This is a genomic window from Candidatus Nitrosopumilus sp. bin_32a (genome assembly GCF_054095935.1).
The window spans coordinates 1-21,404 of sequence record NZ_JBSWSN010000006.1; the positions used below are offsets into that span (position 1 = coordinate 1).

Sequence of the window (21,404 nt, forward strand, 5' to 3'; positions counted from 1 at the left end):
ATCCAACTGCCTGATAGATGGAATCATACTCTGCAAAGTTCTCATCAAACCATTTCTTGTAGGTTGCCTCGTTGTTGTATCTGTCAACATAGCTCTGCGGATCTTTTGTTTCATCAACAAAGGATGCAATTCCTAACTCTTTTGGTTCTTCTACTGGTTCTGGTTGTGAACTTGTAATTGCATCGTTTACAGTTATGGTCACTGTTTCTCTATCCTCAATTCCGTCTTTTTTTGCAACGATATCTATGGTGTATGTTTTTCCGCCATCAGAACTTGTTGGTGTCCATGAAAATACTCCTGTGTTTGATATGATTTTAGCACCTGCTGGTGGGTTCTTGTCCAAACTAAACACCACATTACTGACTGAATTATCTAAAAGCTTGACTGTAAATAGCAATAATTTGCCTTCATCGATGTTTAACTTGCCTAATGGACTGATTTCGATATTAGTTGACTTTGGAGTAGCAGAAAATTCGTTTGATGTATTACTTGTTCCTACAATATTGATTGCTGAAACTTTGTATGTGTACTTTGAATTTGTTATAAGATTCGTATGAGAATATGTTCTTCCAGTACTTTCTGTATCTGCAACTAGTGTTGTGTAAGGATTGCTGTCCCTTTTTACTTCGACTTTGTAACCTGTGATTGGAGTATTTCCATCCTCTACTGGAGGACTCCATGCTAGGTTAATTTGAGTTGGTGAAACAACTGACGCAGTTAATTTTATCGGTGGTGATGGTTTTGCCATTTGAACTGCAGTTGATGTAATTGGATCATCTACTACATTGACTGAATCTTCTCGTGGAGTAGCTGATGCTGATGGTGATTCACCTGTGGAACCATATCCGATGTTTGCACTTACTGCATACGTGTATGTCTTGTCAGTTTGTAAATTAGATACGGTAAATTTTGTAGTTCCTGCATTTGTACTTCCTATAGTATCATCATATATTCCCGTATTAATTTCTCGTAGAATTTTATAACCACTAATTGTTTGTCCAAATGTTTCTGATGGTGGCAACCAAGAAAGTTTGATTTGATTAGGTGAAATTGCAGTAGCAGTTAATGCAGTTGGTGTTGTTGTATGTTGCGGTTTAATTGATGTAACAGGTGATGAAACACTTGTACCTGCTGAATTTATTGAGTAGACGCGATAAGAATAAGTTTCATCTGAATCTAATCCTTGATGAATAAATGATGTGGTTTTACTTGCTGTGTTTTCTGTAATTGGAATGTAATCATTTGAGCCAATTTTGTATTCTATCTTGTAACCTGTAATTGCAGGGACATTTACTGCCATGTCTGGCTCTGACCATGAAAGTATTATTGAAGTTGGAGAAACAGGTGATGCTTTAAGATTATCAGGTTTGCTGGGAAGTAAAACTACTGGTCCCGAATTAAGTTCAAACACTTGAATTCTATCATTATCTGAATCTGCAACTACCAACAAATCATTAATTGTATCAAGTGCGATTCCAATAGGTGTGTCAAATTGACCATCCCCTGTTCCAGATGTGCCAAATTCTTCAACAAAACATACTCCATTAATTATCTCGTCTGTTCCACTAGGACAAGTGTTTCCATCAACTATCTCAAACACCTGAATTCTATCATTATCTGAATCTGCAACATATAGCAAATCATTTGCTGTATCATATGCAAGTCCGGCTGGATCATCAAATTCTCCATCATCTGTACCCGTAGTTCCAAATTCTTCAACAAAACATACTCCATCTACTGCTTCATCTGTTCCACTAGGACAAGTAGTGCCAGTAACTAGTTCGAAAATTACTATTCTGTCGTTTCCAGAATCTGAAACATATAGAATTTGATTTGAATTATCAATGATCATATTTGTTGGATTTTTAAAATCATCATTTCCATTAAAGGAATCAAATTCAAACATAAAATCTCCTGTTGAATCAAACACTGATATTGAATCTGTTTCAATATTTGAGACGAGAATTTCCCTTGTTGATTCTTGAATTACGATTCCTTTAGCAGAGCCCAGATACTCATCCAATGCACTATTTGACGAACCGAATTTTGATTGGAATTCTCCATCATCATCAAAGATTTGAACTCGCTGATTATCAGAATCTACTACAAAAAATTTCCCTAATGCATCCCTTGCAATACTGATTGGATTTTCAAATTGCCCGTCTCCATCATCATCTGCCCCATCTGCATTATCATTACAATTTTGAATTACTGCAATGTCACAAAACGTTCCATAATTAAAATCAAAATCTCCATCATCCTCAAAGACACTAATTCTGTCATTGTTGCTATCTACAACGTAGATGTTTTTTCCGTTTTTATCTAATATCACATCTGTAGGGTTGTTTAGCTGACCGTTTCCTGTTCCAGATGTGCCAAATTCAAAAGAAAATTCAGGCTCAGCATATGCAAATTGGATAGATACGATACAAAGTGTGAATAATAGACTAAAAATTATTTTATTTTTCAAAGGATGACTAGTGTTCATTATCCAAAGTTAAATAATCAGATAATAAATTTCACTACCCATTAGATCAATTGAGGTTTACCCTATCTGAAAATTTAGATTTTGATATATTTTCTAGTTTTGAAAATTATTATTGCCGGTATTCCGACATACATTCCCAAATTCATCAATATCACACCAATTCCGTATCCCAACACTTCAGAATCTGTTTCTGCATATGACATTACAGATAGTGAAGATAGCAGTGGTGTGATTGAAAGTTTCACAGCTTCTTTGAAAAGAGGATTCTCTCTCTCCAAATCGGCAATTGTTGGTGAAAATGAATAGTACAGTTGGTTAAATCCGCTCATAAATGACATTCCAGATTCAGTACTCACCAACTGGTTGTCTCTGATCTCTCTTAGGAATTGAACTTGTGGTGCCATTTCAGAACCATATGTTGCAGTAGCAATAAGACAGCCACCGCCTTCAGAATTATCTACAATTACACACATTCCATTAACTAGATCAGTTCCTTCCCCACATTCTCCATATTCTTGTTCAATAATTTCTGGCTCTTCTAATCCGACTGCTTGATAAATGGAATCATACTCTGCAAAGTTCTCATCAAACCATTTCTTGTAGGTTGTTTCCTTGTTGTACCTGTCAACATAGTATTGTGGATCCAAGTTTGGATCAACAAATGGTGCTAATGTAACTGGCTCTTCTAATCCGACTGCTTGATAAATGGAATCATACTCTGCAAAGTTCTCATCAAACCATTTCTTGTAGGTTGCCTCATTGTTGTATCTGTCAACATAGCTCTGCGGATCTTTTGTTTTATCAACAAATGGTGCTAATGTAACTGGCTCTTCTAATCCGACTGCTTGATAAATGGAATCATACTCTGCAAAGTTCTCATCAAACCATTTCTTGTAGGTTGCCTCGTTATTGTATCTGTCAACATAGCTCTGCGGATCTTTTGTTTTATCGACAAAGGATGCAATTCCTAACTCTTTTGGTTCTTCTACTGGTTCTGGCTCTGCTTTTGGTTCAGGTTTAGGATTTTTTACTGGTTCTACATATGCTTGCTTTACTGTAATTGTAATGTTTTCTTTATCTTCCTGACTTCCTGCTTTTACTATGATGTCAAAATTATAACTTACATCTTGAATATTTCCGTGAGATTTTGATGGAGTCCAAACAAATTTCCCTGTACTTGAATCAATTGTAGCACCTGTTGGCTCGTTCTTTAAACTATATACTGCATTTTGAATTGAATTATCCATGAGACTAGCTGTAAATGTAATTGTCTTTTCAACCTCTACTGTTTTATCTGAGATTCCATTTAGCTCTAAGACAACATCAGGAACTTCAAATACTTTATCTCCATCAAATTCTAATAATATTGATGTACCATTCACTTCTTTTTGAGTATCTGTAAATGCTGTAGCGTTGTAAAATCCTTCAACATCAAAAAATAAATCAACTCCTCTTGGAATCGAACTAAATTCTCCCTGAGTTGTTGTAGGGTCTGAGACCATTCCTTTGTAATTTCCGTTTGAATCACGAATTATAACATAAACAATCTCTTTGCCGTCTTGAGTCCCAATAATTGTAAAATTCTCATCAATTGTGTAAAAGCTCTTCTCAAATGAAAGAGATGTAACATTTGCATATGCAGGTACAATCATTAGAATAATTAATGAAAATACTGCAAACAGTCCTAGATTTGTTCTCACGATAGTGTCTTTACAGCCAAGTCTTTTAAAAAACACGTATAATTTGTTCTAGAGAATTGAGAAGAATTATTCACCATATTTAGAGATCTAACAAGAATCGCATGTAGACGCCATCATCATTTTCTCTGATTTCCATATCGTAAAATGTTGGGGCCTTGATTTCTACTTTGAAATTATGCTTTTTCACATCTAATGTCTCTCCATATGCTATTGCATTGATTTTATATCCGTTATTTTCTTCAATATCAAATTCGAGTCTTTTGATTGCAAATCCTTCAGTAATTAGAATAAATGGTATCTCTTCTAGCCAGCTAAACAAAAGATAATGCAAGTCTTTTCCTTTTGCTGAGAACTTCATCTGTCCTTTTTCTTCAACCTTGTCTTGGTCTAGTGTTAGATTAATTTCTGCCTCAGCTGCTACTGCAAATGCTTCTTTAAGATCTTTAGCTGTAACCTCGATAATGGCATCCGTTGCGTGATCTAAAAACTTGTAACTCAATTGAAGATTTGTATTCTATCTGATTATTAATTTAGTTGGTCTCATTTTGCTTTCTCATCTAATTCTATAATGCCAAACATGTTGCCTTCAGTATCTGCACATTGTGCAAACCATCCCACTTTTAGAATTGCCATTTTTGGAATGAGCAAATGCCCTCCATTCTTAATGATTTTTTTTGTAAATTCATCAATTGATGGAACATTAATTGTATTTGTCATTCCCATCTGTCCTGGTATTCTTTTTGAGAGGCCTCCATCAATCCCTGGTTCCTCTGTTCCAGTCTTTGCCATCCAGTAATCCATTGGTCCATCCCATTTCTCAAATTTCCAATCAAATACATCGCCGTAGAACTTTTGTGCCCTTTCTGGATCGTCAACTGGAATATCAAAATGAGAAATTCTTGGCATGTATAATCATTAAATTATTTGGAAATAAGCTTTTATTTTTTAGAATTCCAGTATTTTAAAATTAGAATGCAACATTGATCTTTTTATGAAGGCAACTTTCTTTGATGGAAAAAATATGATCTATCATGATGACTATCCTGATCCAAAACCTGGAGAGGTACTAGTTAGAGTAAATTTGGCTGGAATTTGTGGAACCGACTTGGAAATTCTAGATGGCTATATGGCATATCATGGAATTTTGGGTCATGAATTTGTAGGAACTGTGGAGAAATCTGATAACCCTGATTTGGTTGGAAAACGAGTTGTAGGTGAGATCAATGCTGGATGTGGGACATGTGAGTCCTGTGAGCGAGGAATGGCCAGACATTGTCCCAACAGAACAGTACTTGGAATTTTAAAACGAGATGGCGCATTTGCTGAATTTCTTTCATTGCCAGAAAAAAATCTGCATGTAATCCCTGATAGTGTGACTGATGAGCAAGCTGTATTTGTTGAACCGTTAGCTGCTGCATTTGAGATTAAAGAGCAGGTAATATTGCAACCGCAATGGAGTGTAGCTGTAGTTGGTGATGGGAGATTAGCTCAATTAATTATTCAGGTTTTAAAATTGACATGCCCCAATTTGACATGCTTTGGTAGACACGCAAGTAAGCTTGAGAGTTTGGTAAATAGTGGAGTTAAAATTAAAATCGGCATTGAACCATCTGATGAGCAATCTTTTGATTTGGTAGTAGAAGCTACTGGAAGTAATTCTGGATTTGCAGACACTATGAAATTGATAAAACCTCGTGGGACTGTAATACTGAAATCAACTATTGCATCACGGGAAAATCTGGACTTGACTCCGACAGTTGTCAATGAAATTACCTTGATTGGTTCTCGCTGCGGACTATTCAAACCTGCAATAGATGCACTGGCATCTGGAATTGTTTCAGTTGATTCCATGATTGATTCTACATTTCCATTGGAAAAGTTTTCAGAAGCTATCAAGCATGCAAAGAAACCTGATACCTTGAAGGTCTTTCTCAAGCCTTGATTTTTGTATAAAATGTGACTGATGAGTTGTAGTTTTTACTCGTAAGGTAATTTAGTGTGATTTCTTTCTCAGAAGCAAATGGAACCATTTGATTCTTTTTTGATATGGATTGCAGAATTCTTAGGCGATCATCTCTATGAAGGGATATTCCTAGCTGCATTGCTTGAGACTATTATTCCGCCTATTCCCACATTGGCAATATTTCCAACAGCTGGATTTCTTGCATCACAGCAAGGAATAACTTTGCTGGGATTAATTCCGATGATCATACTTGGGGGAATGGGTGCAACAATTGGAACATCTGCAATCTATCTTATTGCATTAAAACTAGGACGTGTAGTTTTACTTCGTTACTTGAGATATGTCAAAGTGAATGAAAAAAAATTAGAACGAGTAGAAATTTGGTTTGAAAAATATGGCGACAAGGCAGTATTTTTGGGAAGGATGGTCCCTGTGATGAGGGAGATGATCTCAGTTCCTGCTGGATTACTTAAAATGAGAATTCCAAAATTTGTGGCATACACTTTTGCAGGTTCATGTGTTTGGTCTACTGGAACTATCTTATCTGGATATTATTTTGGCGAAGCTGTCGGTCTTAGCACTAGTACGATCATTCCCTAGTGATGAGAAACTTCTGTTTTTAAAAACTGCCTAGAGTTTTCTGTTTCTTTTCTTCCCAAATCAATTCCCGCATTCCTAATTGCATCCTCAAAGAGTTTGCAGTGTGAGGGCCAAACCCTTCAAAGTGATTGTTTGCCATTACCATTGCATTTGGAATGTCTTTGATCCCTTGGAGTTTTTTTGCCCAACTTGCAACCAATTCATCTTTATTTTTTGTAACTTTGCCAAACTCTGAATCTGGAATGGAACGATCACCGATCAATCTGACATACAGATAGTCTGATGTGATTGGCATTGGATTGTTCACTCCGGAAACTTCGTTCCATACAAGACAGTGTTTATGCTGTTTAAGATATGCAATCGCATCCTCTGTAAACCACGATTCATGTCTGCCTTCTATTGGATATAGAAAATCATCTGGAAGCAGTTCAAATAATTCCTGCAGTCTTGGTTTTGCCTCTTCAAATGATAATGATGGTGGCAGCTGCAAAACTAGTGCTGAAATCTTTTCATGAATTGGAGCCAGTGATGCTAAGAATGAAAAAACCTCTGAATTTGCCCTGTCTAGTCTCTTTTCATGCGTAATAATTGATGGAAATTTTGCTGTAAATCTAAAATGTCTTGGAGTGTCTGCATTCCATCGTCGAACAATTTCTTGTGCAGGAATCCTGTAAAATGTAGAGTTTATTTCTGTAATCTCAAAGATCTGAGAATAATATTTGAGCCATTCTGAACTCTTTAGGTTTCTTGGATAAAATGTGCCGGACCATCCTTGATAGCTCCATCCAGTACAACCAATTTTGATATTCACTATGCTTCTTCAAATGATTCCATTTTAAAAATTTGAAAGCTGACTATCGCGGAATAACCTTTACGCAGTCCTGCTGTATGCTCAGACCGGTAAACAATCACCTGCATTCAGACAATAGGAAATTGTGTCAGCTTTCTATATTCCATATGCAATTATGAGATAAAAAGTAGATGCTAAATCTCAAATGCTGCTAATTGCATGCGATCAAAACTATCTTTTGATAAATCCATTATTTATCATCCATTGAATGCTCTTTGCAAATTCATCATCAGATAACAATCCTTGACTCCACCACCCTGCATTTTTTCTTAACCATGATGGCAAGTTAGGTTCTGATTCTCCCTCTGCAATAGTTCCTTCATTGATGGTAATGATTTTTTCTTCAATTAGATATTGCAATGTTGTTGCAAAATCATCATCTGAAATTTGTGTCAAAGACCACCATTTTGCAATGCTTCTTACCCAATCTGGAATCATCGTGGTATCTTTATCCTCAATTCCATCTAATGGAATGATTCTGAGAATTCTATCGTCATTAGAACTGGGTGATCCTCTTCCGTCTTGATTGCTTGTTAGTATGTACAGGTATCCGTCAGGACCTGTTGCTACATCTCGTAATCGTCCGAATTCATCTTGGAATAGTTTTTCATGATGCAGAACAGTATTGTTTTGCAAATCAAAATCGATTACATGCAAGTGACTTCCCCTTAATGTTGCAACAAAATATTTTCCAGTCCAGTCTGGAATTTTATCTCCATAGTAAAACTCTACACCTGATGGAGCCCATGTGTCATCACCTGTATGTAAAATAGGGTTTTGCAAACCTTCTTTGGTTTCATCCCCAATAATGTCAGGCCATCCATAGTTTGTGCCTGGAATTATTACATTTATTTCGTCATGTGCTATCCCTCTCCATCCAGATGGTCCATGCTCTGTTGCAACCATATTCCCTGATTCATCCCAGTCTATCCCTTGAGGATTTCTATGCCCTATTGAAAAAATTGCAGAATCTTTCCAAGGATTATCTTCTGGAATTGTTCCATCAGAATTAATTCTAAGAATTTTTCCTCCGAGTGAATTTAGATCTTGGGCCAAAGATGGGTTTGCTGCTTCACCAGTTGTGACGTAAAGTTTTCCATCTGGTCCGAATTGAATTCTTCCTCCATCATGGAATGGTCCTCCAGGAATTCCATCAAGCAATGTTTTCTCTTCAGTTAATGTATTGTCTGTTAATTGAAATCTGACAAGCTTGTTTGTAGTTGTTAAAAATTCATTGTAAGTATAATAGATGTAGATGAAATTATTCTCCTCAAAATTAGGATCAACTGCCAATCCTAGCATTCCTCCCTCAACTCCACCTACATCCAGTGATAGCAATGGTTTTTCTAGCAATTGACCATCTTGAATAATTCTTAGATTGCCATTTCTTTCAGTAAATAAAATGTCTCCATTAGGTGTCCAATTAATACTCCATGGGATTGTGAGATTTTCAGCAACTGTCTCAACACTTACACCATATTCTGGATAGTCTTGGGCATATGCTAAGGGAATGATGAAAAATAATATCGCTAGAACAAATTCTTTCAATATTTTAGATGTATTTTATTTATAATTAAGGCTTGACTGATTATGAAAAAATGGAACTTAAGACCAACAACGATTAGTTATTTGGTGAGAGCTCCAACTTGATATGATAATGTGAATTTAGTATTTAGATCATACTGATGAATTCTACGTTCTGGTTATATGCAGAGTCCATTATGATCCAATATTTGATGGAATACAATTCGTATATCCGTTTGTTTAGAATCTAAAACCAAATAAGAAACGAGGTTGTAGCAGAAAACTGACGAATTTTAGATACTTGAATCTTTTTCGTGTTTCCTTTTTCCTATCTGCCCACTTCCTCAAAGTTTCTCCTCTGAATCTCAGCAGGTATGATAGTCCTCGTCATGCATACTGAGTAAAAATAAAATTTAAAGTGTTCTAGGAGAATTCTTAAAATTCATTTGAATATATCATAAAAAACATACATCTTTACATGATCTTGTTGATCTGCTTTATTATCAATTATCATCTAATGATAATGAAGACAGAACATTGGGGTATTCGAAGCACAATATCCTATTGTCGTGTTACATGCCAAAGCTTACTGCTTGGCATTGTAAAGGATAACCCGCAGAAAACTTCTGTCTTCCATTTATTCTTCAATCTTTATGGGAAGTTCAATTATGAATCTAGTGGGATTGTTTTTCACAGATATTTTTCCGTGATGTTGTTCTATGATTGATTTACAACTTGCCAGTCCTAATCCTGTCCCTTCTTGTTTTGTAGTGTATAGTGGGTCGAAGATTTTTTCTAGTATCTCTTTTGAAACTCCAGGACCGCTGTCTTCAATCTGAATAATCACTTTGTCTTCTCTGATTTTTGAAGTGATCTTGATCTTTCCTTCATCTTCTATTGCTTGCATGGCATTAATTATTAGATTAATCAAGGCTACTTTCATTGCTTCAAAATCACATGCTATTTCTAAATTTTCAGAAATAATCTCTAGACTAATTTTATTTGATTTTGGCAAATCATCAATTACAGAATCTAGTATTTTTTTAATTGGGTGTTTTACAAATTTCATTGGTCTTCCCTTGACAAAATCAAGCACGTTGTCTATCTGATGTGTGATTCTATACATTGCATCATCTACTCTTTCAAATTTTTTAATTTCTTCAGCAGATAAATTTTGGTTCTTGGCCTTTAGCAGATCTAAAGTCACTTTGATTACAGTTAATGGATTCTTGATATCATGTGCAAGACGAGATGCAAGTTCGCCAATAGATGATAATTTTTCTTGCATTAAAATTTTTGATTTATAATTTTCAAGTTCTTTTGACATTTGATTCAATGCAACCATGATATCATTTACATCTGAGTTGCTTGAATTTTTAGTTACGTTAGTGAATTCACCCTTTAAGATCTCCCTTGTCACTTCTACCAAATTTGAAATGGGTTTTGATACGAACTGTGTCATTACAATAATTAATACAATTATGGAAACTATTGAAACTATAATGGATATGAGAAATACTGTCTGCATCTCCTCTTCAATTGATGTGATTTTGTTTTGGGTCTCTTCGATTCCTAAAATCTCCATCTCTGAATTCTTTTCAATTAATTTGTGAAACTCTATTTCAATTGATGCTAAACCTGATACTGCTTCGCTTTCTGAAATCTCATTATTGTGAAATTTCCCAAGAACTATGTCGTTTTTCTGAATGATTTCTTGATATGTTTTGATATAATCTTGCATTTTCTGCTGCATCATGTCTGGTGCCAAAAATTCTCCTCTTGAATTTTTAGAATATGTCAGAGAATCATATTTTGTAACACTATCATCGTACTTTTCTCTTAATTCTTCATACGCGCCATGTTTCTCATCTGTATGCTCAAGTGAAACCCCCTGAACTGTTTGGATGCTATTGATGTGTATGTTTTGAAAATTTATTTTTATTTCACCTAGTGTTGTAATGGCTGGAATGCTCATGAATCTGTGGTATTCTGAAACTCCTTTCATCTCTTGGGTGCATTGCCACTGAAAAATACTGGATGTTATGAAAATTGAAAATAATATCGCAAATCCTATGATTGTAATTGTTCTAGTTCGCAATTTCCCTTTATCTGATATTTTTAAAATTACTATGTAAGTATATCATCTAAAAAATTGATTATTTTATCAATTTCTTGGCTTTTGCAAACACTGCAGACCACTGATTCCAGCTGAGTCTGCCTGTCTGTGTGTTTTGTTTTGATGGATGGTAAGATGTCAAAATTTTGAAATTCTCATAAGAGAATAATATGTTATGACCGAATTTTTCTGGTTTGACTTTGTATAATTTACAAGTGGCATCATACGCTATTTTTCCAAGACACAGTATGATTGTAATATTTTTTAGAATTTCTTTTTCCTGCTCTAAATAACTAAAGCATGTGTCCATCTCTTCTCTTGTTGGTTTGTTTTGCGGTGGTGCACATCTTACTGCTGCAGTAATGTATGCATTTTTTAAAATCAATCCATCATCTGCAGTTTGACTGGTTGGAATTGATGCAAATCCATACTTGTGCATTACTTTGAATAGCCAATCACCTGATGAATCGCCTGTAAACATTCTGCCTGTTCTGTTTCCACCATGAGCTGCTGGCGCTAACCCGACGATTAGTAATTTTGCATTAACATCTCCGAACCCTGATAATGGCTTGCCATAATATTTTTCTTCTTTGAATCTTCTTACTTTGTTTTTTGCAACATCTCTGATGTACTCTGATAGTCTTGGACATTTTTTGCAGCTTGCAATCTTTTTGTTTAGTGTACCAATTGATTTTAAACTAGAATTAGCCATTGTCTCAAATCAAACAAGTTTCTTTAAAATATTAAATGCGGCACTGTGTCTCTCAGGGGTGATCCACAATCTTTTGTAAATTTTATAATTTGTTTCCAAAACGATTGCTTTGCTTTTTCTCAGTCTTGCAGCATCAAAATGAAACCAATCTCTAAAGTTGCCAGATCCTGATACTCGCAATCTGCCTGAAAACAATCCTATTTTTCTCTCTGAAACTTTTTTGATGTGGGAAACCATTACGTCTTTTTTGCCCCAGGGCAGTGCCCAGGATTTGAAGCGTAATCTATCTTCAAAAATTATGATGTGCTTGTCACTGTAAAGGGGAGTTTTTGCCATTCTCTATTACTAATTTTATGAAAATTTGTCCGTAAAAACAATTTTTTCAAGTGGTAATTGCCCTCCTCTTGGCATTGCAGGCTGTGTCTGCTTTCCTATTGCCATTAGCATGGATATTATGTGGTTCTCTGGAAGTTTGATGATCTCTGCTACCTTGTCAGGATCAAATCCTATCATTGGGTTTGAATCATACCCCGCTGATTTTGCTGCGAGCATTATTGTCTGAGCTGCAATTCCACAAGAACGCATTGCCTCATCTCTTTGCAACTGCTCCTTTCCTTCGTAAAACGGCCCCATTGCAGAGACTAGAAAGTCTTGAGCTTCTTTTGGTGCGTTTATCCAGTATTGAGAAGGATTATCATTCCATGATTTCAAATCGGCGCAAATTACAATGAGCAATGATGAATCAGTAACTTGGGCTTGGTCCCATGCTGCTGCACGAATTTGTTTTCTAATATTGGGATCTTTGACTAGAATGAATCTCCAGTTTTGCATGTTAAATGAAGTTGGAGATAAAACTGCTAATGACATTAACTTGTTTATCTCATCATCAGAGAGTTTGTGATTGGAATCATAATGCTTTACAGAACGACGCTCTTTGATAGCATCAAATGTATCCATGTCCCTTGCTGATTCATTCTACGTATGTACTTTTTGCACGCTTGCATTTTTTATGAATCATTTTCAATAAAATGTGACTCTATGTTGCCACAATTATTTTGATAGTGCATTACTATTCCGTGCTCAAGTTTAGTTGTTCCGATATATTTCATGATGTATCTTGTAATTTTTCTACTTAACAAAATGTGTGTTCAAAAAATACACTTTAAAAAATGTCAAGACATTGCAAAAAGTGGTAATCTTTAAAAGAATTATATCAAAAGCATGATAGATAGTTCATTGAACTAGTCTTGGTTTTTCTAATCTTCATAGTATCTATCAAGATTAATCCCTACTTGAGATGCCCAATCGCATAGTTTTTCAACAAAATCATCATCTTCTTGTGTGAACATGGCATGATTGGGAATTTTTCTATAAAAGAAATTACTACTCACTTATCTTTTGTTCATTTTATACTGCGGCTTTTTCATAAATTGCAGATGTAATTGGCGATGCAATTCTTCTGCGTAGTGATATTTTGTAAAAGATCAATATTCCTAATATTTCTACATACTCTACAAAACCTACTGTGTAAAAGTGCATTAGCCATCCGTCTAGTGTCTCATCAATTGATGCTATGGTTGCACTCATCAGGGGAAACTGTGTTAGAAATGCAGCAGGTATCATTAAAAATCCTGCAAACCACTCTTCTGCCTTGAGTTCTTTTGCCTGGTGTATAATCTGCTCTTCTGTTTGCGGCATTGATGCATTTTTGATGTTGCCTGTCTTGTAATCAGAGTATGCTGTATTTCCCATCTCTATTGCAAATATCATCGAACCTAAAACCAATAGCAAAAATACAGATTCGCCAAATATTATAATTCCACGCTTGCCTTTTTGAAATTTGTATAACTGTCTCTCAAACATTGGACCAAAGAATCCCAGTTTCTCTTTCTTGGCTAAAATTATAATTGCAATTGAAATCGCAGAGATTACCCCAACTGATCCTAGCCAGTTATCTGATACAAACTCTACAAAGAGTAATCTTGCAGGCAGTAGCACTCCTGCCATGATTCCAAAAACAACTAGAGGCTCTAATTTCTCTCTCAAAATTATTTCAATCCTGCAAAGATCATGATATACATTAGGTGCAATTGCATATAATCAGCACCAACAAATCATTCTAGTGCCAAATTTTACCTGCTATCCCTGCATATTCTATGAGTGTGAAATGGCTCAGGCTAAAACTGATCAAATCGGACATTATTGCATATAACGATTACCACATGATCATTCGTCTTTCTTTATATGATCCTCGATCAAAGGTTGACAATGAAAAGTACACAACTTCTAAGCGTTGTTCTTTCACTGATTATGTTTACTGGCGTTACTGCTGGAAACACAGCTTTTGCTGAATCAGATGACATTGATGATATTCTAGAAGACTTTTGTGAAATGACTGTTGATGAACAAAGCGACATTCTATCAAAATATGACCTAGATGAGTATGCAGAAAAACTTGCAGCCGTCTGTAATATTGAAGATGAGGATGATCGTGAAGAATCACTTGAATCAGTCATTGATGCAATATATCTAGAAACAGATGTTTACGATGAAACAGACGACTCTGATGACATCATTGAAGATTTTGAAGACTGTGTTGAAGCTGGATATGATGTAATGGAATCATTCCCAGAAAAATGCATGACCGAAGACGGTAAAGTCTTTACAAATACTGATGATGACGATTCAGACACAGACGACGACAGATACGAAGATGACGAATTTGATCTTGATGACTTGCTTGATAGATACTGCCTGCTAAATGATGCAGACAAACGTAAATTTTTGTCAGAGCATCCAAGACTTGCACCATTTAATGAGAGACTTGCAAACTATTGTGATTTATCAGAAGATGAGCAAGATGCAATCGATGAATTAATCGAAGAGCACGGAGACAAAATCCGAATGGAACTTAGAGAATATTCAGACGAATATTCTGATAAAGGTCCTGGAAATCTCAAAGATCGTTTAGCAATGTTTTGTGATTTGACTGCTGAGAAAAGAGCAGAAAAACTCGCAATGCACGATGATCTTCCTGATGATCTAAGAGCAGACCATTTACGATATTGTGAAATGTCTGAAGACGAACAAGATTCTTTCAGAGATAGAATGATGGAGATGATGGATATAATGATGGATCACATGAAAGACTCTATGCATGACAAGATGACAGACCACATGGACTATGAGCGATTCTGCAAATTAACTGATGCAGAACTAACTGCAAGTACATTTGATGCAGAGTTTGTTAAAAAGGCATCCAAGTGGTGTGACATGACACCTGCAGAGCGAGAAGACTACAAGATGAAGCATCATGATGATATCAAAGAGAAAGTTTCTGATAAAATGGAGAAGTTCTCTGAGAAATCTGACCGTCTAAAGGCCATGATAATGGACAAACGTGATATCTCTGATGAAAGACGTGATGAAATCAAGATGAAATTCGAATCAAAATTCGGAGAAGATTCTGACAAGAAACGTTCTGAAATCAAGATGAAATACAAAGATCACATGTTAAAGATGAAGTACAAAATGTCTGATGAACGCAAATCTGATGTTCATGAAAGACTAGCAGAGATGAAGGCCTACAAGGCAGAACTCCGCGATAAATCATCTGAATTATCTGATGCTGAAAAACAACAACTTAGAGAAGAATTCATTGAAAAGGCAAAGAGCATGCAACTAGCATGGATTTCCCCACGTACACAAATGACTGCAGGAATTGATTCTGCAGAAGTAGAATGTCGTGAAGGATACAGCCTTGTAATGAAAGCATCGAACGGTGTGGCAATGTGTTTGCACGCAGATACTGCACTTAAGATGATAGATAGAGGAATTGTAGTTCCTGCTAACTAACTCTTTTTTTATTTTTATTTTTTAGAGCATTGAACCTAAGTGACAATATCCTATGAGAGAATCAAGAGATGTGGAACTTGACAGATAGCGCAAGAAAGAACGTACGAGAAATGCGACTAATTTAAAAAAAGAATCACATCACTAGAAAAGCAAGTAGCAAATCTGAAAAAGAAAATCTAGACATCTCTTTCAAATAATTTTCCAATGATCCTGTTAAGACACACATCCATGCGTTTTTCAATGTCATGCTCCCAGAATCTCAAAACGGAATAGCCGTCACGTCTCAGTTTTCTTGAAATCTTTCTGTCACGTGCCATGTTACGCTCTATTTTCTCCCGCCAGAACTTTTTTGCAGGCCTTTTCTTCTTTTCATAGTTGTATCCGTGCCAAAAGTCCCCGTCACAGAATATTGCAATTTTTTGTTTTTCTAACACAAAGTCGGGATTGCCATACATCTTCGGGTACATTGTGTAATCATATCCTAGCGCATCAAGCCAGTCCCTCATCATCAGGTCAATCTTTGTGTTGGTTCCTCGGATTCTTGACATGACCCATGATCTTTTCTCCTTTGTGAAGATGTCTGCCATGAAATGACGTATTCTTTGAGTCTATTTTCTTTTTGGATATTACCTTGTTTATGAAAATAATTGATAAATTAGAAAACTGCCTAGTTCTGCATAGTTACAGAAAGATCTAAATCATCTCTACACTGATGGATACCATTGAATCAAGAAACAGAGCAAAAAATTCAGGGAATAATTTTGGAAACGTTTCAAGATGTGGAATCTGAATGGTTTGCCTACTTTCAGCACAGGGCAGAGCAGATGCATTTGGATAAAAAATCATTCTTCATAGGCATGATGTATCCCAAAGTTGTCAATAATCTAGAGGATGCAAACATCCACATCAGAATAAAGTCTGATTCCTGGGGAGACCATGAAAATCAGAAAATCATCTCTATGCTAAATGAACTGTATGAAAAATATGTATAATTTTGAAAAAAACTTTTAATTTCTAGTATTTGGAAAACCAAATCATTGGAATATGAAATTCTAAAAAACCCAATGGGGCTAATCGAGTTTACACTAAACAAAGGTGAAAAAGTAACAGCAGAAGCTGCTGCCATGGTTTACATCCGAGGTGATATAATTACTGAAACTAAAATGCGAAAGGGCGGATTTTTCAAATCACTCAAAGCAGCAGCATTAGGTGGAGAATCATTTTTTGTAAATGAATTCATCGCACAAGAGGACAACTGCAAGCTAGGATTAACTGGAAACATGCTTGGAGACATTCAGGTGATCAATGTAAAGGAAGAATTCATTGTTTCATCAGGTGCATATGTTGGCTCTACAGGTGAGCTAACACTGGATACTCAATGGCAGGGATTCACAAAGGGAATCTTTGGAACAAACATGTTCATGCTAAAGACAGTAGGAAATGGAGATATCTTTGTCAACGCATGGGGTGGTATTTTAGAAACCAAACTAAACCCTGGAGAGAAGATGATAATTGACAACTATCAGCTAGTGGCATTAAGCTCAACTGCAAGTTACAGAGTAACAAAGCATGGCTCTTACAAGACTACTTTGTTTGGTGGAGAAGCACTGGTAATGGAAATTATTGGCCCTGGAACTGTATACATCCAAACTAAAAATGTCATGGAGTTTGTACGCTCTATAATTCCATTTTTACCTAAAAACAATCGCAATTAGAAAAAATAAGATTATAGTTATAGATTATAGTTCTAGTTTTTTAGCAACTTCTTCATACTCTTTAAAATTATCCAACTCTTCTAATTTCATAATTTGCAAGAGATTAGTCGTCTCATCAATTAATTTTGCAAGCCTTCTCTGTGACTGTTCATACTCTTTGTCCTCTTTGTCCTCCCATTTCTCTAGTCTTTCCTTAAAGAACTCTATACGGCCAAGCTTGTAGTCAATTTCACCTACCAAAATTTTAATTGATTCTAATTTCATAATTTTTTTTAAAATAATTGCAAACTTAAGCCTATTGTTGTCTTGAGATTGTAAGATCAATGGGTATGTGTGATATCAAATTTCTTTTTCTGAGAAGTGATTGATTTTGTTACTGGTATCATCTTGTCAGCTAATTTTCTGATTTCTGATTCGCTCTTTTCAGGATATTTTATGTGCAGACATTCATGGTACAGTGTATTTACCGTTTCAACTTTGGGCTCTGATGCCAAATGAGGATTTATCCAAATGGTGCCGCATTCCTTTATGCATTCTGCCCAGACTGCGCTAGGCTTGAGACTATTTTTGTAAACATAATTTGAAAAATGCTTTCTGTCATAGACTAGTACAGGCTGTACTTTCATTTTCAGCATATTTTCAAAAGTATTGAGCAAGGTTTGATGCCATTCCTTGTCATTGGCAGAAAACTTGAATTTCATATCGCCTAATTGGAAAACTATGATATTGAACTTAAGCGTATTGGAGTTTAGAATCTAGTCCTTGTTTTTTTCATTATCTTTTAGTGCCTTGTCTAGTGGAACGGTAATCGTTCTATCTGAGCCTTTGCAATAATTTTTTCCTTTGTAATGTTTGTGGATTTTGATTTTGGCCATCATGACACTGTCTATTCCATATGTTCCCTGATGATCTGTGATTTCTTGACTGACAATATGACAAGTTTTAGAAACATTGCACCATTTACACATAATTTTCATTTTTTTCTCATCGGCCATAAAGTGTCTGTAAGAATCACAAACTTGAGCTTATTGTATATTTTCAGAGTCTAAGAATTATCTTTTATGGATTGTTTTAGTTCAGCTAGAGATTCTAAATATTGTTTTTTCTCTAGATTTTTAGGAATAGTTTTGTTGTTCTTGTTTTTTTGTGGTGATTTGGATTTGCTAGTTTTACTCATATGCACATTAACGTGTTTAATTGACTTAAATCTTGTTAGAGTTTAGAAACTATTTACTTTTTTTGAGCCATTCCCATTCTGCTCTTTCAACTTCTTCTTCTTCTTCCAATTATAGATCAAAAGAAAATCCGCTTATTTAGAATAAAGTATGTTCAAAAAAGCACACATTAATCAAATTTTCTTCATAATCTGACTTCTCAAAAAGAGTTTAGAAAAATAAAAATCCGAGGATGTTAACTCATTGAAGATATTTTCTCTTTAGTGCCTATTTTGTATGCTGCATCAATTGTAGATACAAAAATCATCCCGTCTCCATCATTTCCTCTATTAGCGACATCCATAATTGCAGACACCACAGAGTCTACTTTTGAATCATCTACTACAGTAATCAGGGTATCAATTCGATTATAATCTGCAATGTATTTTGCAGTTCCTCGTGCTCCGCCTACCATTGGTCTTTCAGCATTACCTTTACCTCTGTTTTCTGCTACTGTGACTCCTTTTGCACCTGCTTTTAGAATACTATCCACTACTTCACTTCTCCTCATACTAGGTATCATGGCTTCAATTCTTTTCATAGAATAAATCACTAAAATTCCCATTAAAATAATTTTCCAATGATTTTATTTTTCACTGTTAAAATTATCCTGCTTATTGAATCTTAGAATCTAGGATTCACAACCAATTCCATCTTTGTCAGCATCAAATCCATGAGGATCATTTCCCAATACTATAAAATCAGAATAACGAATATCACCACAATTCAAGTCTGGTGGATATTTTTCAATGCATACTGCAGGATATGACGGATCACAATTTGTAGGTGGATTATCTACAATGCTTTTAATTTTAGATATTTCTTCTTCTCCCCATTTCTCAGCTGCTACTCCTTTTTTTTCACCAGTAACAATGTCTGTCCCAGTTTGTGATTGATATACCAGTGCAGCTGCAATGAATAGCACAAAGGGCACAACAATCAGTGCTGCAATGATTACTGGCTTCACAAATATTTTCCATATGGTATGAACTTAAGAGTTTTTATTAATCACGGTAATGTTGAAACTAGGCATTCCCCTTTGTGTTCAATTTTAACTCCATGACATGCTGCATCTTCAACACCGCAGGCATAAGTGATTCCATCCTCACCACAAACAGGATCATACACAAGACATTGAATTGAGCAATTTGGTTCAAATTCAGATTCTTGGGGGTTGATGGGAGGATTCAGTCTTTGCTCTTCTTCTACACGCTCAAAACATTTTTCCAGTTTATCTGATTGGCCCATGTATTTTTCCTTGCACTCTTGGTCCAGGTATGTTTTTTGCAGTAATTGCCATGCGTTTTCATTGCGTTGCTCATCATCTATGTCTTCAAGATTTTGCTGAGGCATTGACTGGATGAAAAAAACTGCAAATACTGTGGCTATAATAATAGAAATTACTATAATTGCGATAATTAGTACTGGATTCATTTCTTTTCCTTGTTGTCTTTTTTATTGAAAATTAGATCAGAATCTCCTTCTTTCTTTTTAAATTCTTCAAATTCTTTTTTTTGTTTAATCATAATTTTTCTATACTCTTCTTCCATGAGTTTTCTTGAGGAATTATCAACTTAAGCGTTTAGAGTTTGTTCTTTGTCTCGTTTACATAAACTACAATATTCTTCTTCTGAATTACGGTTTATTGGAGTTAAACAATCATTGCAATATTTCATAGCTGTCAAAGTCAAACCTAGTATATTAGGAAATTACTGCAATCTCTCTAGTGCCAGTTGGTACAGGTGTGAGTTTAGAATCTAATCTGTTTTTTCTTTAATTCTAAAATCATGAGTTATTCTTGCTTCTTGCCATGAATACCATATAAAATTCCAGATTAAATCATCAACATCTTGGCGGTGTTTCTCTGTGAGTTTCATATTTTGTAAATTGTAAATTATCTTTGCCCTCATAGTCCCCAATCGCACTCCCAACATGACGCATTCTCTATTATTTTTTGGTAGTACCTTGCCTCTGAAATTATCAGGTTCTGAATCAAAAATATCAAAATGTTCTTTATGCCATTGAAACTTTGATTTCTCAAAAACTTGAAGAATCATAGATATCGTATCATAATCCAAGTTTTTTTTGTCTAGTTTTGCTTTGATTAAATCCTCAGATGCCTGTTTTCTTTGCCTAGCAAGTCTTTTCTCTAGTTCCTTTAGGGATTTTGATTTTTCATTACTCAATAATTTTTCAATTATCTTTGTTCAATTAAGGATTTAGATAGAAAAATTCAGTTCTTTTCATATTCGGCATGGTCACATTTTGGACAGTAATATTCAGCCGGTATGTTTTTTGTTTTGTTTCCCCGTCTTTTGACTTTGAGAGATGTAATGTCCATCTCAACATTGCATTTTTTACAAATCTTAGCCATAAATTAACTAGGAAAATAATGAACTTAAGCTTATTGGAGTTTACAATTTTGAAAACAGATAGTAATCAAAGCCAAGTAGTTATCCATTGACAACTCTGTGTTATGGCTCCAACACCAACTCTGATTTTCTTGATGTTTTTACTAGTTGATTACTATCTGGAAAAGTTAGGTAATTATGAAATAAAAATAGTATTGTGCTGATTATGAAAATTTGTTTATTTTTGCAGTAAATTTTGTATGAACTTTATATTTTAGAATCTACAATCTCCACAAAATACTCATTATACTATAAA

Annotated in this window: 26 protein-coding genes; 5 read left to right on the forward strand and 21 right to left on the reverse strand. The window is 35.2% G+C overall.

Translation table 11 applies throughout. The annotated features are described in order from the left end of the window. The 4 genes from ACW9XH_RS07460 to ACW9XH_RS07475 all read right to left on the reverse strand — a co-directional run. A partial coding sequence (locus ACW9XH_RS07460) for a fibronectin type III domain-containing protein (protein ID WP_457760034.1) occupies positions 1–2,488 on the reverse strand: 2,488 nt, incomplete at its 3' end. Positions 2,489–2,562: 74 nt separating this feature from the next. Continuing rightward, entirely contained in the window at positions 2,563–4,188 is a 1,626-nt protein-coding gene (locus ACW9XH_RS07465) for an Ig domain-containing protein (RefSeq protein ID WP_457760035.1), read from the reverse strand. 79 nt (positions 4,189–4,267) lie between these two features. Continuing rightward, positions 4,268–4,687 carry an archease gene (locus tag ACW9XH_RS07470; RefSeq protein WP_457760036.1) on the reverse strand — a complete coding sequence of 140 codons (420 nt, stop codon included), beginning with the start codon at positions 4,685–4,687 and terminating at the stop codon, positions 4,268–4,270. Between the two features lie 41 nt (positions 4,688–4,728). After that, positions 4,729–5,094 carry a VOC family protein gene (locus tag ACW9XH_RS07475; RefSeq protein ID WP_457760037.1) on the reverse strand — a complete coding sequence of 122 codons (366 nt, stop codon included), beginning with the start codon at positions 5,092–5,094 and terminating at the stop codon, positions 4,729–4,731. A gap of 85 nt (positions 5,095–5,179) precedes the next feature. Between ACW9XH_RS07475 and ACW9XH_RS07480 the strand changes: the two genes are divergently transcribed. Continuing rightward, positions 5,180–6,130: an MDR/zinc-dependent alcohol dehydrogenase-like family protein gene (locus ACW9XH_RS07480; RefSeq protein WP_457760038.1), complete on the forward strand. Its 951-nt coding sequence runs from the start codon at positions 5,180–5,182 to the stop codon at positions 6,128–6,130. Between the two features lie 78 nt (positions 6,131–6,208). After that, a complete protein-coding gene (locus ACW9XH_RS07485; protein ID WP_457760039.1) occupies positions 6,209–6,751 on the forward strand; it encodes a DedA family protein in 543 nt (180 codons plus the stop codon). A gap of 19 nt (positions 6,752–6,770) precedes the next feature. Here the strand turns inward: ACW9XH_RS07485 and ACW9XH_RS07490 are convergent, their stop codons facing one another. The 7 genes from ACW9XH_RS07490 to ACW9XH_RS07520 all read right to left on the reverse strand — a co-directional run bounded on the left by ACW9XH_RS07490 (position 6,771) and on the right by ACW9XH_RS07520 (position 13,999). Further along, entirely contained in the window at positions 6,771–7,562 is a 792-nt protein-coding gene (locus tag ACW9XH_RS07490) for a DUF72 domain-containing protein (protein WP_457760040.1), read from the reverse strand. A 210-nt stretch (positions 7,563–7,772) separates the two neighbouring features. Beyond that, positions 7,773–9,149 (reverse strand): PQQ-dependent sugar dehydrogenase, encoded by a 1,377-nt coding sequence (locus ACW9XH_RS07495; protein WP_457760041.1) that lies wholly within the window; start codon positions 9,147–9,149, stop codon positions 7,773–7,775. A 613-nt stretch (positions 9,150–9,762) separates the two neighbouring features. Continuing rightward, complete coding sequence (locus ACW9XH_RS07500; RefSeq protein ID WP_457760042.1) at positions 9,763–11,223, reverse strand: ATP-binding protein; 1,461 nt, start codon at positions 11,221–11,223, stop codon at positions 9,763–9,765. Positions 11,224–11,281: 58 nt separating this feature from the next. Continuing rightward, positions 11,282–11,953, reverse strand: coding sequence for a uracil-DNA glycosylase (locus ACW9XH_RS07505; protein ID WP_457760043.1), 672 nt, complete (start codon positions 11,951–11,953; stop codon positions 11,282–11,284). Between the two features lie 9 nt (positions 11,954–11,962). Then, complete coding sequence (locus tag ACW9XH_RS07510) at positions 11,963–12,289, reverse strand: hypothetical protein (protein WP_457760044.1); 327 nt, start codon at positions 12,287–12,289, stop codon at positions 11,963–11,965. A gap of 15 nt (positions 12,290–12,304) precedes the next feature. Beyond that, entirely contained in the window at positions 12,305–12,910 is a 606-nt protein-coding gene (locus ACW9XH_RS07515) for a nitroreductase family protein (RefSeq protein WP_457760045.1), read from the reverse strand. A gap of 450 nt (positions 12,911–13,360) precedes the next feature. Continuing rightward, the gene (locus ACW9XH_RS07520; protein ID WP_457760046.1) at positions 13,361–13,999 is read right to left on the reverse strand and encodes a hypothetical protein; all 639 of its coding nucleotides are present in this window, start codon (positions 13,997–13,999) and stop codon (positions 13,361–13,363) included. A gap of 222 nt (positions 14,000–14,221) precedes the next feature. On the opposite strand from ACW9XH_RS07520, the gene ACW9XH_RS07525 reads away from it, so the two are divergent. Further along, positions 14,222–15,808 carry an ABC transporter substrate-binding protein gene (locus ACW9XH_RS07525; RefSeq protein ID WP_457760047.1) on the forward strand — a complete coding sequence of 529 codons (1,587 nt, stop codon included), beginning with the start codon at positions 14,222–14,224 and terminating at the stop codon, positions 15,806–15,808. A 176-nt stretch (positions 15,809–15,984) separates the two neighbouring features. Here the strand turns inward: ACW9XH_RS07525 and ACW9XH_RS07530 are convergent, their stop codons facing one another. Then, on the reverse strand, positions 15,985–16,395 hold the full coding sequence (locus tag ACW9XH_RS07530; RefSeq protein WP_457760048.1) for a very short patch repair endonuclease: 411 nt from the start codon (positions 16,393–16,395) through the stop codon (positions 15,985–15,987). Positions 16,396–16,530: 135 nt separating this feature from the next. Between ACW9XH_RS07530 and ACW9XH_RS07535 the strand changes: the two genes are divergently transcribed. Together ACW9XH_RS07535 and ACW9XH_RS07540 are read left to right on the forward strand one after the other, a co-directional pair. Then, a complete protein-coding gene (locus ACW9XH_RS07535) occupies positions 16,531–16,800 on the forward strand; it encodes a hypothetical protein (protein WP_457760049.1) in 270 nt (89 codons plus the stop codon). 45 nt (positions 16,801–16,845) lie between these two features. Further along, a complete protein-coding gene (locus ACW9XH_RS07540) occupies positions 16,846–17,523 on the forward strand; it encodes a TIGR00266 family protein (protein ID WP_457760050.1) in 678 nt (225 codons plus the stop codon). 24 nt (positions 17,524–17,547) lie between these two features. Here the strand turns inward: ACW9XH_RS07540 and ACW9XH_RS07545 are convergent, their stop codons facing one another. The 9 genes from ACW9XH_RS07545 to ACW9XH_RS07585 form a co-directional block, all read right to left on the reverse strand. Beyond that, the gene (locus ACW9XH_RS07545) at positions 17,548–17,787 is read right to left on the reverse strand and encodes a hypothetical protein (protein ID WP_457760051.1); all 240 of its coding nucleotides are present in this window, start codon (positions 17,785–17,787) and stop codon (positions 17,548–17,550) included. A gap of 56 nt (positions 17,788–17,843) precedes the next feature. Then, the gene (locus tag ACW9XH_RS07550) at positions 17,844–18,224 is read right to left on the reverse strand and encodes a hypothetical protein (RefSeq protein WP_457760052.1); all 381 of its coding nucleotides are present in this window, start codon (positions 18,222–18,224) and stop codon (positions 17,844–17,846) included. Positions 18,225–18,278: 54 nt separating this feature from the next. After that, entirely contained in the window at positions 18,279–18,518 is a 240-nt protein-coding gene (locus ACW9XH_RS07555; RefSeq protein WP_457760053.1) for a hypothetical protein, read from the reverse strand. A gap of 50 nt (positions 18,519–18,568) precedes the next feature. Further along, positions 18,569–18,700, reverse strand: coding sequence for a hypothetical protein (locus ACW9XH_RS07560; RefSeq protein WP_457760054.1), 132 nt, complete (start codon positions 18,698–18,700; stop codon positions 18,569–18,571). A 233-nt stretch (positions 18,701–18,933) separates the two neighbouring features. Then, the gene (locus ACW9XH_RS07565) at positions 18,934–19,278 is read right to left on the reverse strand and encodes a P-II family nitrogen regulator (protein WP_457760055.1); all 345 of its coding nucleotides are present in this window, start codon (positions 19,276–19,278) and stop codon (positions 18,934–18,936) included. Between the two features lie 90 nt (positions 19,279–19,368). Next, positions 19,369–19,704 (reverse strand): hypothetical protein, encoded by a 336-nt coding sequence (locus ACW9XH_RS07570; RefSeq protein WP_457760056.1) that lies wholly within the window; start codon positions 19,702–19,704, stop codon positions 19,369–19,371. Between the two features lie 41 nt (positions 19,705–19,745). Beyond that, positions 19,746–20,171, reverse strand: a complete 426-nt coding sequence (locus tag ACW9XH_RS07575; protein WP_457760057.1) for a Kazal-type serine protease inhibitor family protein — start codon at positions 20,169–20,171, stop codon at positions 19,746–19,748. Between the two features lie 323 nt (positions 20,172–20,494). Continuing rightward, positions 20,495–20,923, reverse strand: a complete 429-nt coding sequence (locus ACW9XH_RS07580) for a hypothetical protein (RefSeq protein ID WP_457760058.1) — start codon at positions 20,921–20,923, stop codon at positions 20,495–20,497. A gap of 47 nt (positions 20,924–20,970) precedes the next feature. Beyond that, positions 20,971–21,111: a hypothetical protein gene (locus tag ACW9XH_RS07585; protein ID WP_457760059.1), complete on the reverse strand. Its 141-nt coding sequence runs from the start codon at positions 21,109–21,111 to the stop codon at positions 20,971–20,973. Between the last annotated feature and the right edge of the window lie 293 nt (positions 21,112–21,404).

What these genes read in the sequence shown, in the direction of transcription:
- ACW9XH_RS07530 (WP_457760048.1), bottom strand. Translation starts at nt 16,395, where the DNA reads ATGGCAGACATCTTCACAAAGGAGAAAAGATCATGGGTCATGTCAAGA.
- ACW9XH_RS07560 (WP_457760054.1), bottom strand. Translation starts at nt 18,700, where the DNA reads ATGAGTAAAACTAGCAAATCCAAATCACCACAAAAAAACAAGAACAAC.
- ACW9XH_RS07525 (WP_457760047.1), top strand. Translation starts at nt 14,222, where the DNA reads ATGAAAAGTACACAACTTCTAAGCGTTGTTCTTTCACTGATTATGTTT.
- ACW9XH_RS07585 (WP_457760059.1), bottom strand. Translation starts at nt 21,111, where the DNA reads ATGGCTAAGATTTGTAAAAAATGCAATGTTGAGATGGACATTACATCT.
- ACW9XH_RS07565 (WP_457760055.1), bottom strand. Translation starts at nt 19,278, where the DNA reads ATGAAAAGAATTGAAGCCATGATACCTAGTATGAGGAGAAGTGAAGTA.
- ACW9XH_RS07480 (WP_457760038.1), top strand. Translation starts at nt 5,180, where the DNA reads ATGAAGGCAACTTTCTTTGATGGAAAAAATATGATCTATCATGATGAC.
- ACW9XH_RS07510 (WP_457760044.1), bottom strand. Translation starts at nt 12,289, where the DNA reads ATGGCAAAAACTCCCCTTTACAGTGACAAGCACATCATAATTTTTGAA.
- ACW9XH_RS07545 (WP_457760051.1), bottom strand. Translation starts at nt 17,787, where the DNA reads ATGAAATTAGAATCAATTAAAATTTTGGTAGGTGAAATTGACTACAAG.
- ACW9XH_RS07475 (WP_457760037.1), bottom strand. Translation starts at nt 5,094, where the DNA reads ATGCCAAGAATTTCTCATTTTGATATTCCAGTTGACGATCCAGAAAGG.
- ACW9XH_RS07505 (WP_457760043.1), bottom strand. Translation starts at nt 11,953, where the DNA reads ATGGCTAATTCTAGTTTAAAATCAATTGGTACACTAAACAAAAAGATT.
- ACW9XH_RS07515 (WP_457760045.1), bottom strand. Translation starts at nt 12,910, where the DNA reads ATGGATACATTTGATGCTATCAAAGAGCGTCGTTCTGTAAAGCATTAT.
- ACW9XH_RS07485 (WP_457760039.1), top strand. Translation starts at nt 6,209, where the DNA reads ATGGAACCATTTGATTCTTTTTTGATATGGATTGCAGAATTCTTAGGC.
- ACW9XH_RS07575 (WP_457760057.1), bottom strand. Translation starts at nt 20,171, where the DNA reads ATGAATCCAGTACTAATTATCGCAATTATAGTAATTTCTATTATTATA.
- ACW9XH_RS07550 (WP_457760052.1), bottom strand. Translation starts at nt 18,224, where the DNA reads ATGAAATTCAAGTTTTCTGCCAATGACAAGGAATGGCATCAAACCTTG.
- ACW9XH_RS07555 (WP_457760053.1), bottom strand. Translation starts at nt 18,518, where the DNA reads ATGGCCGATGAGAAAAAAATGAAAATTATGTGTAAATGGTGCAATGTT.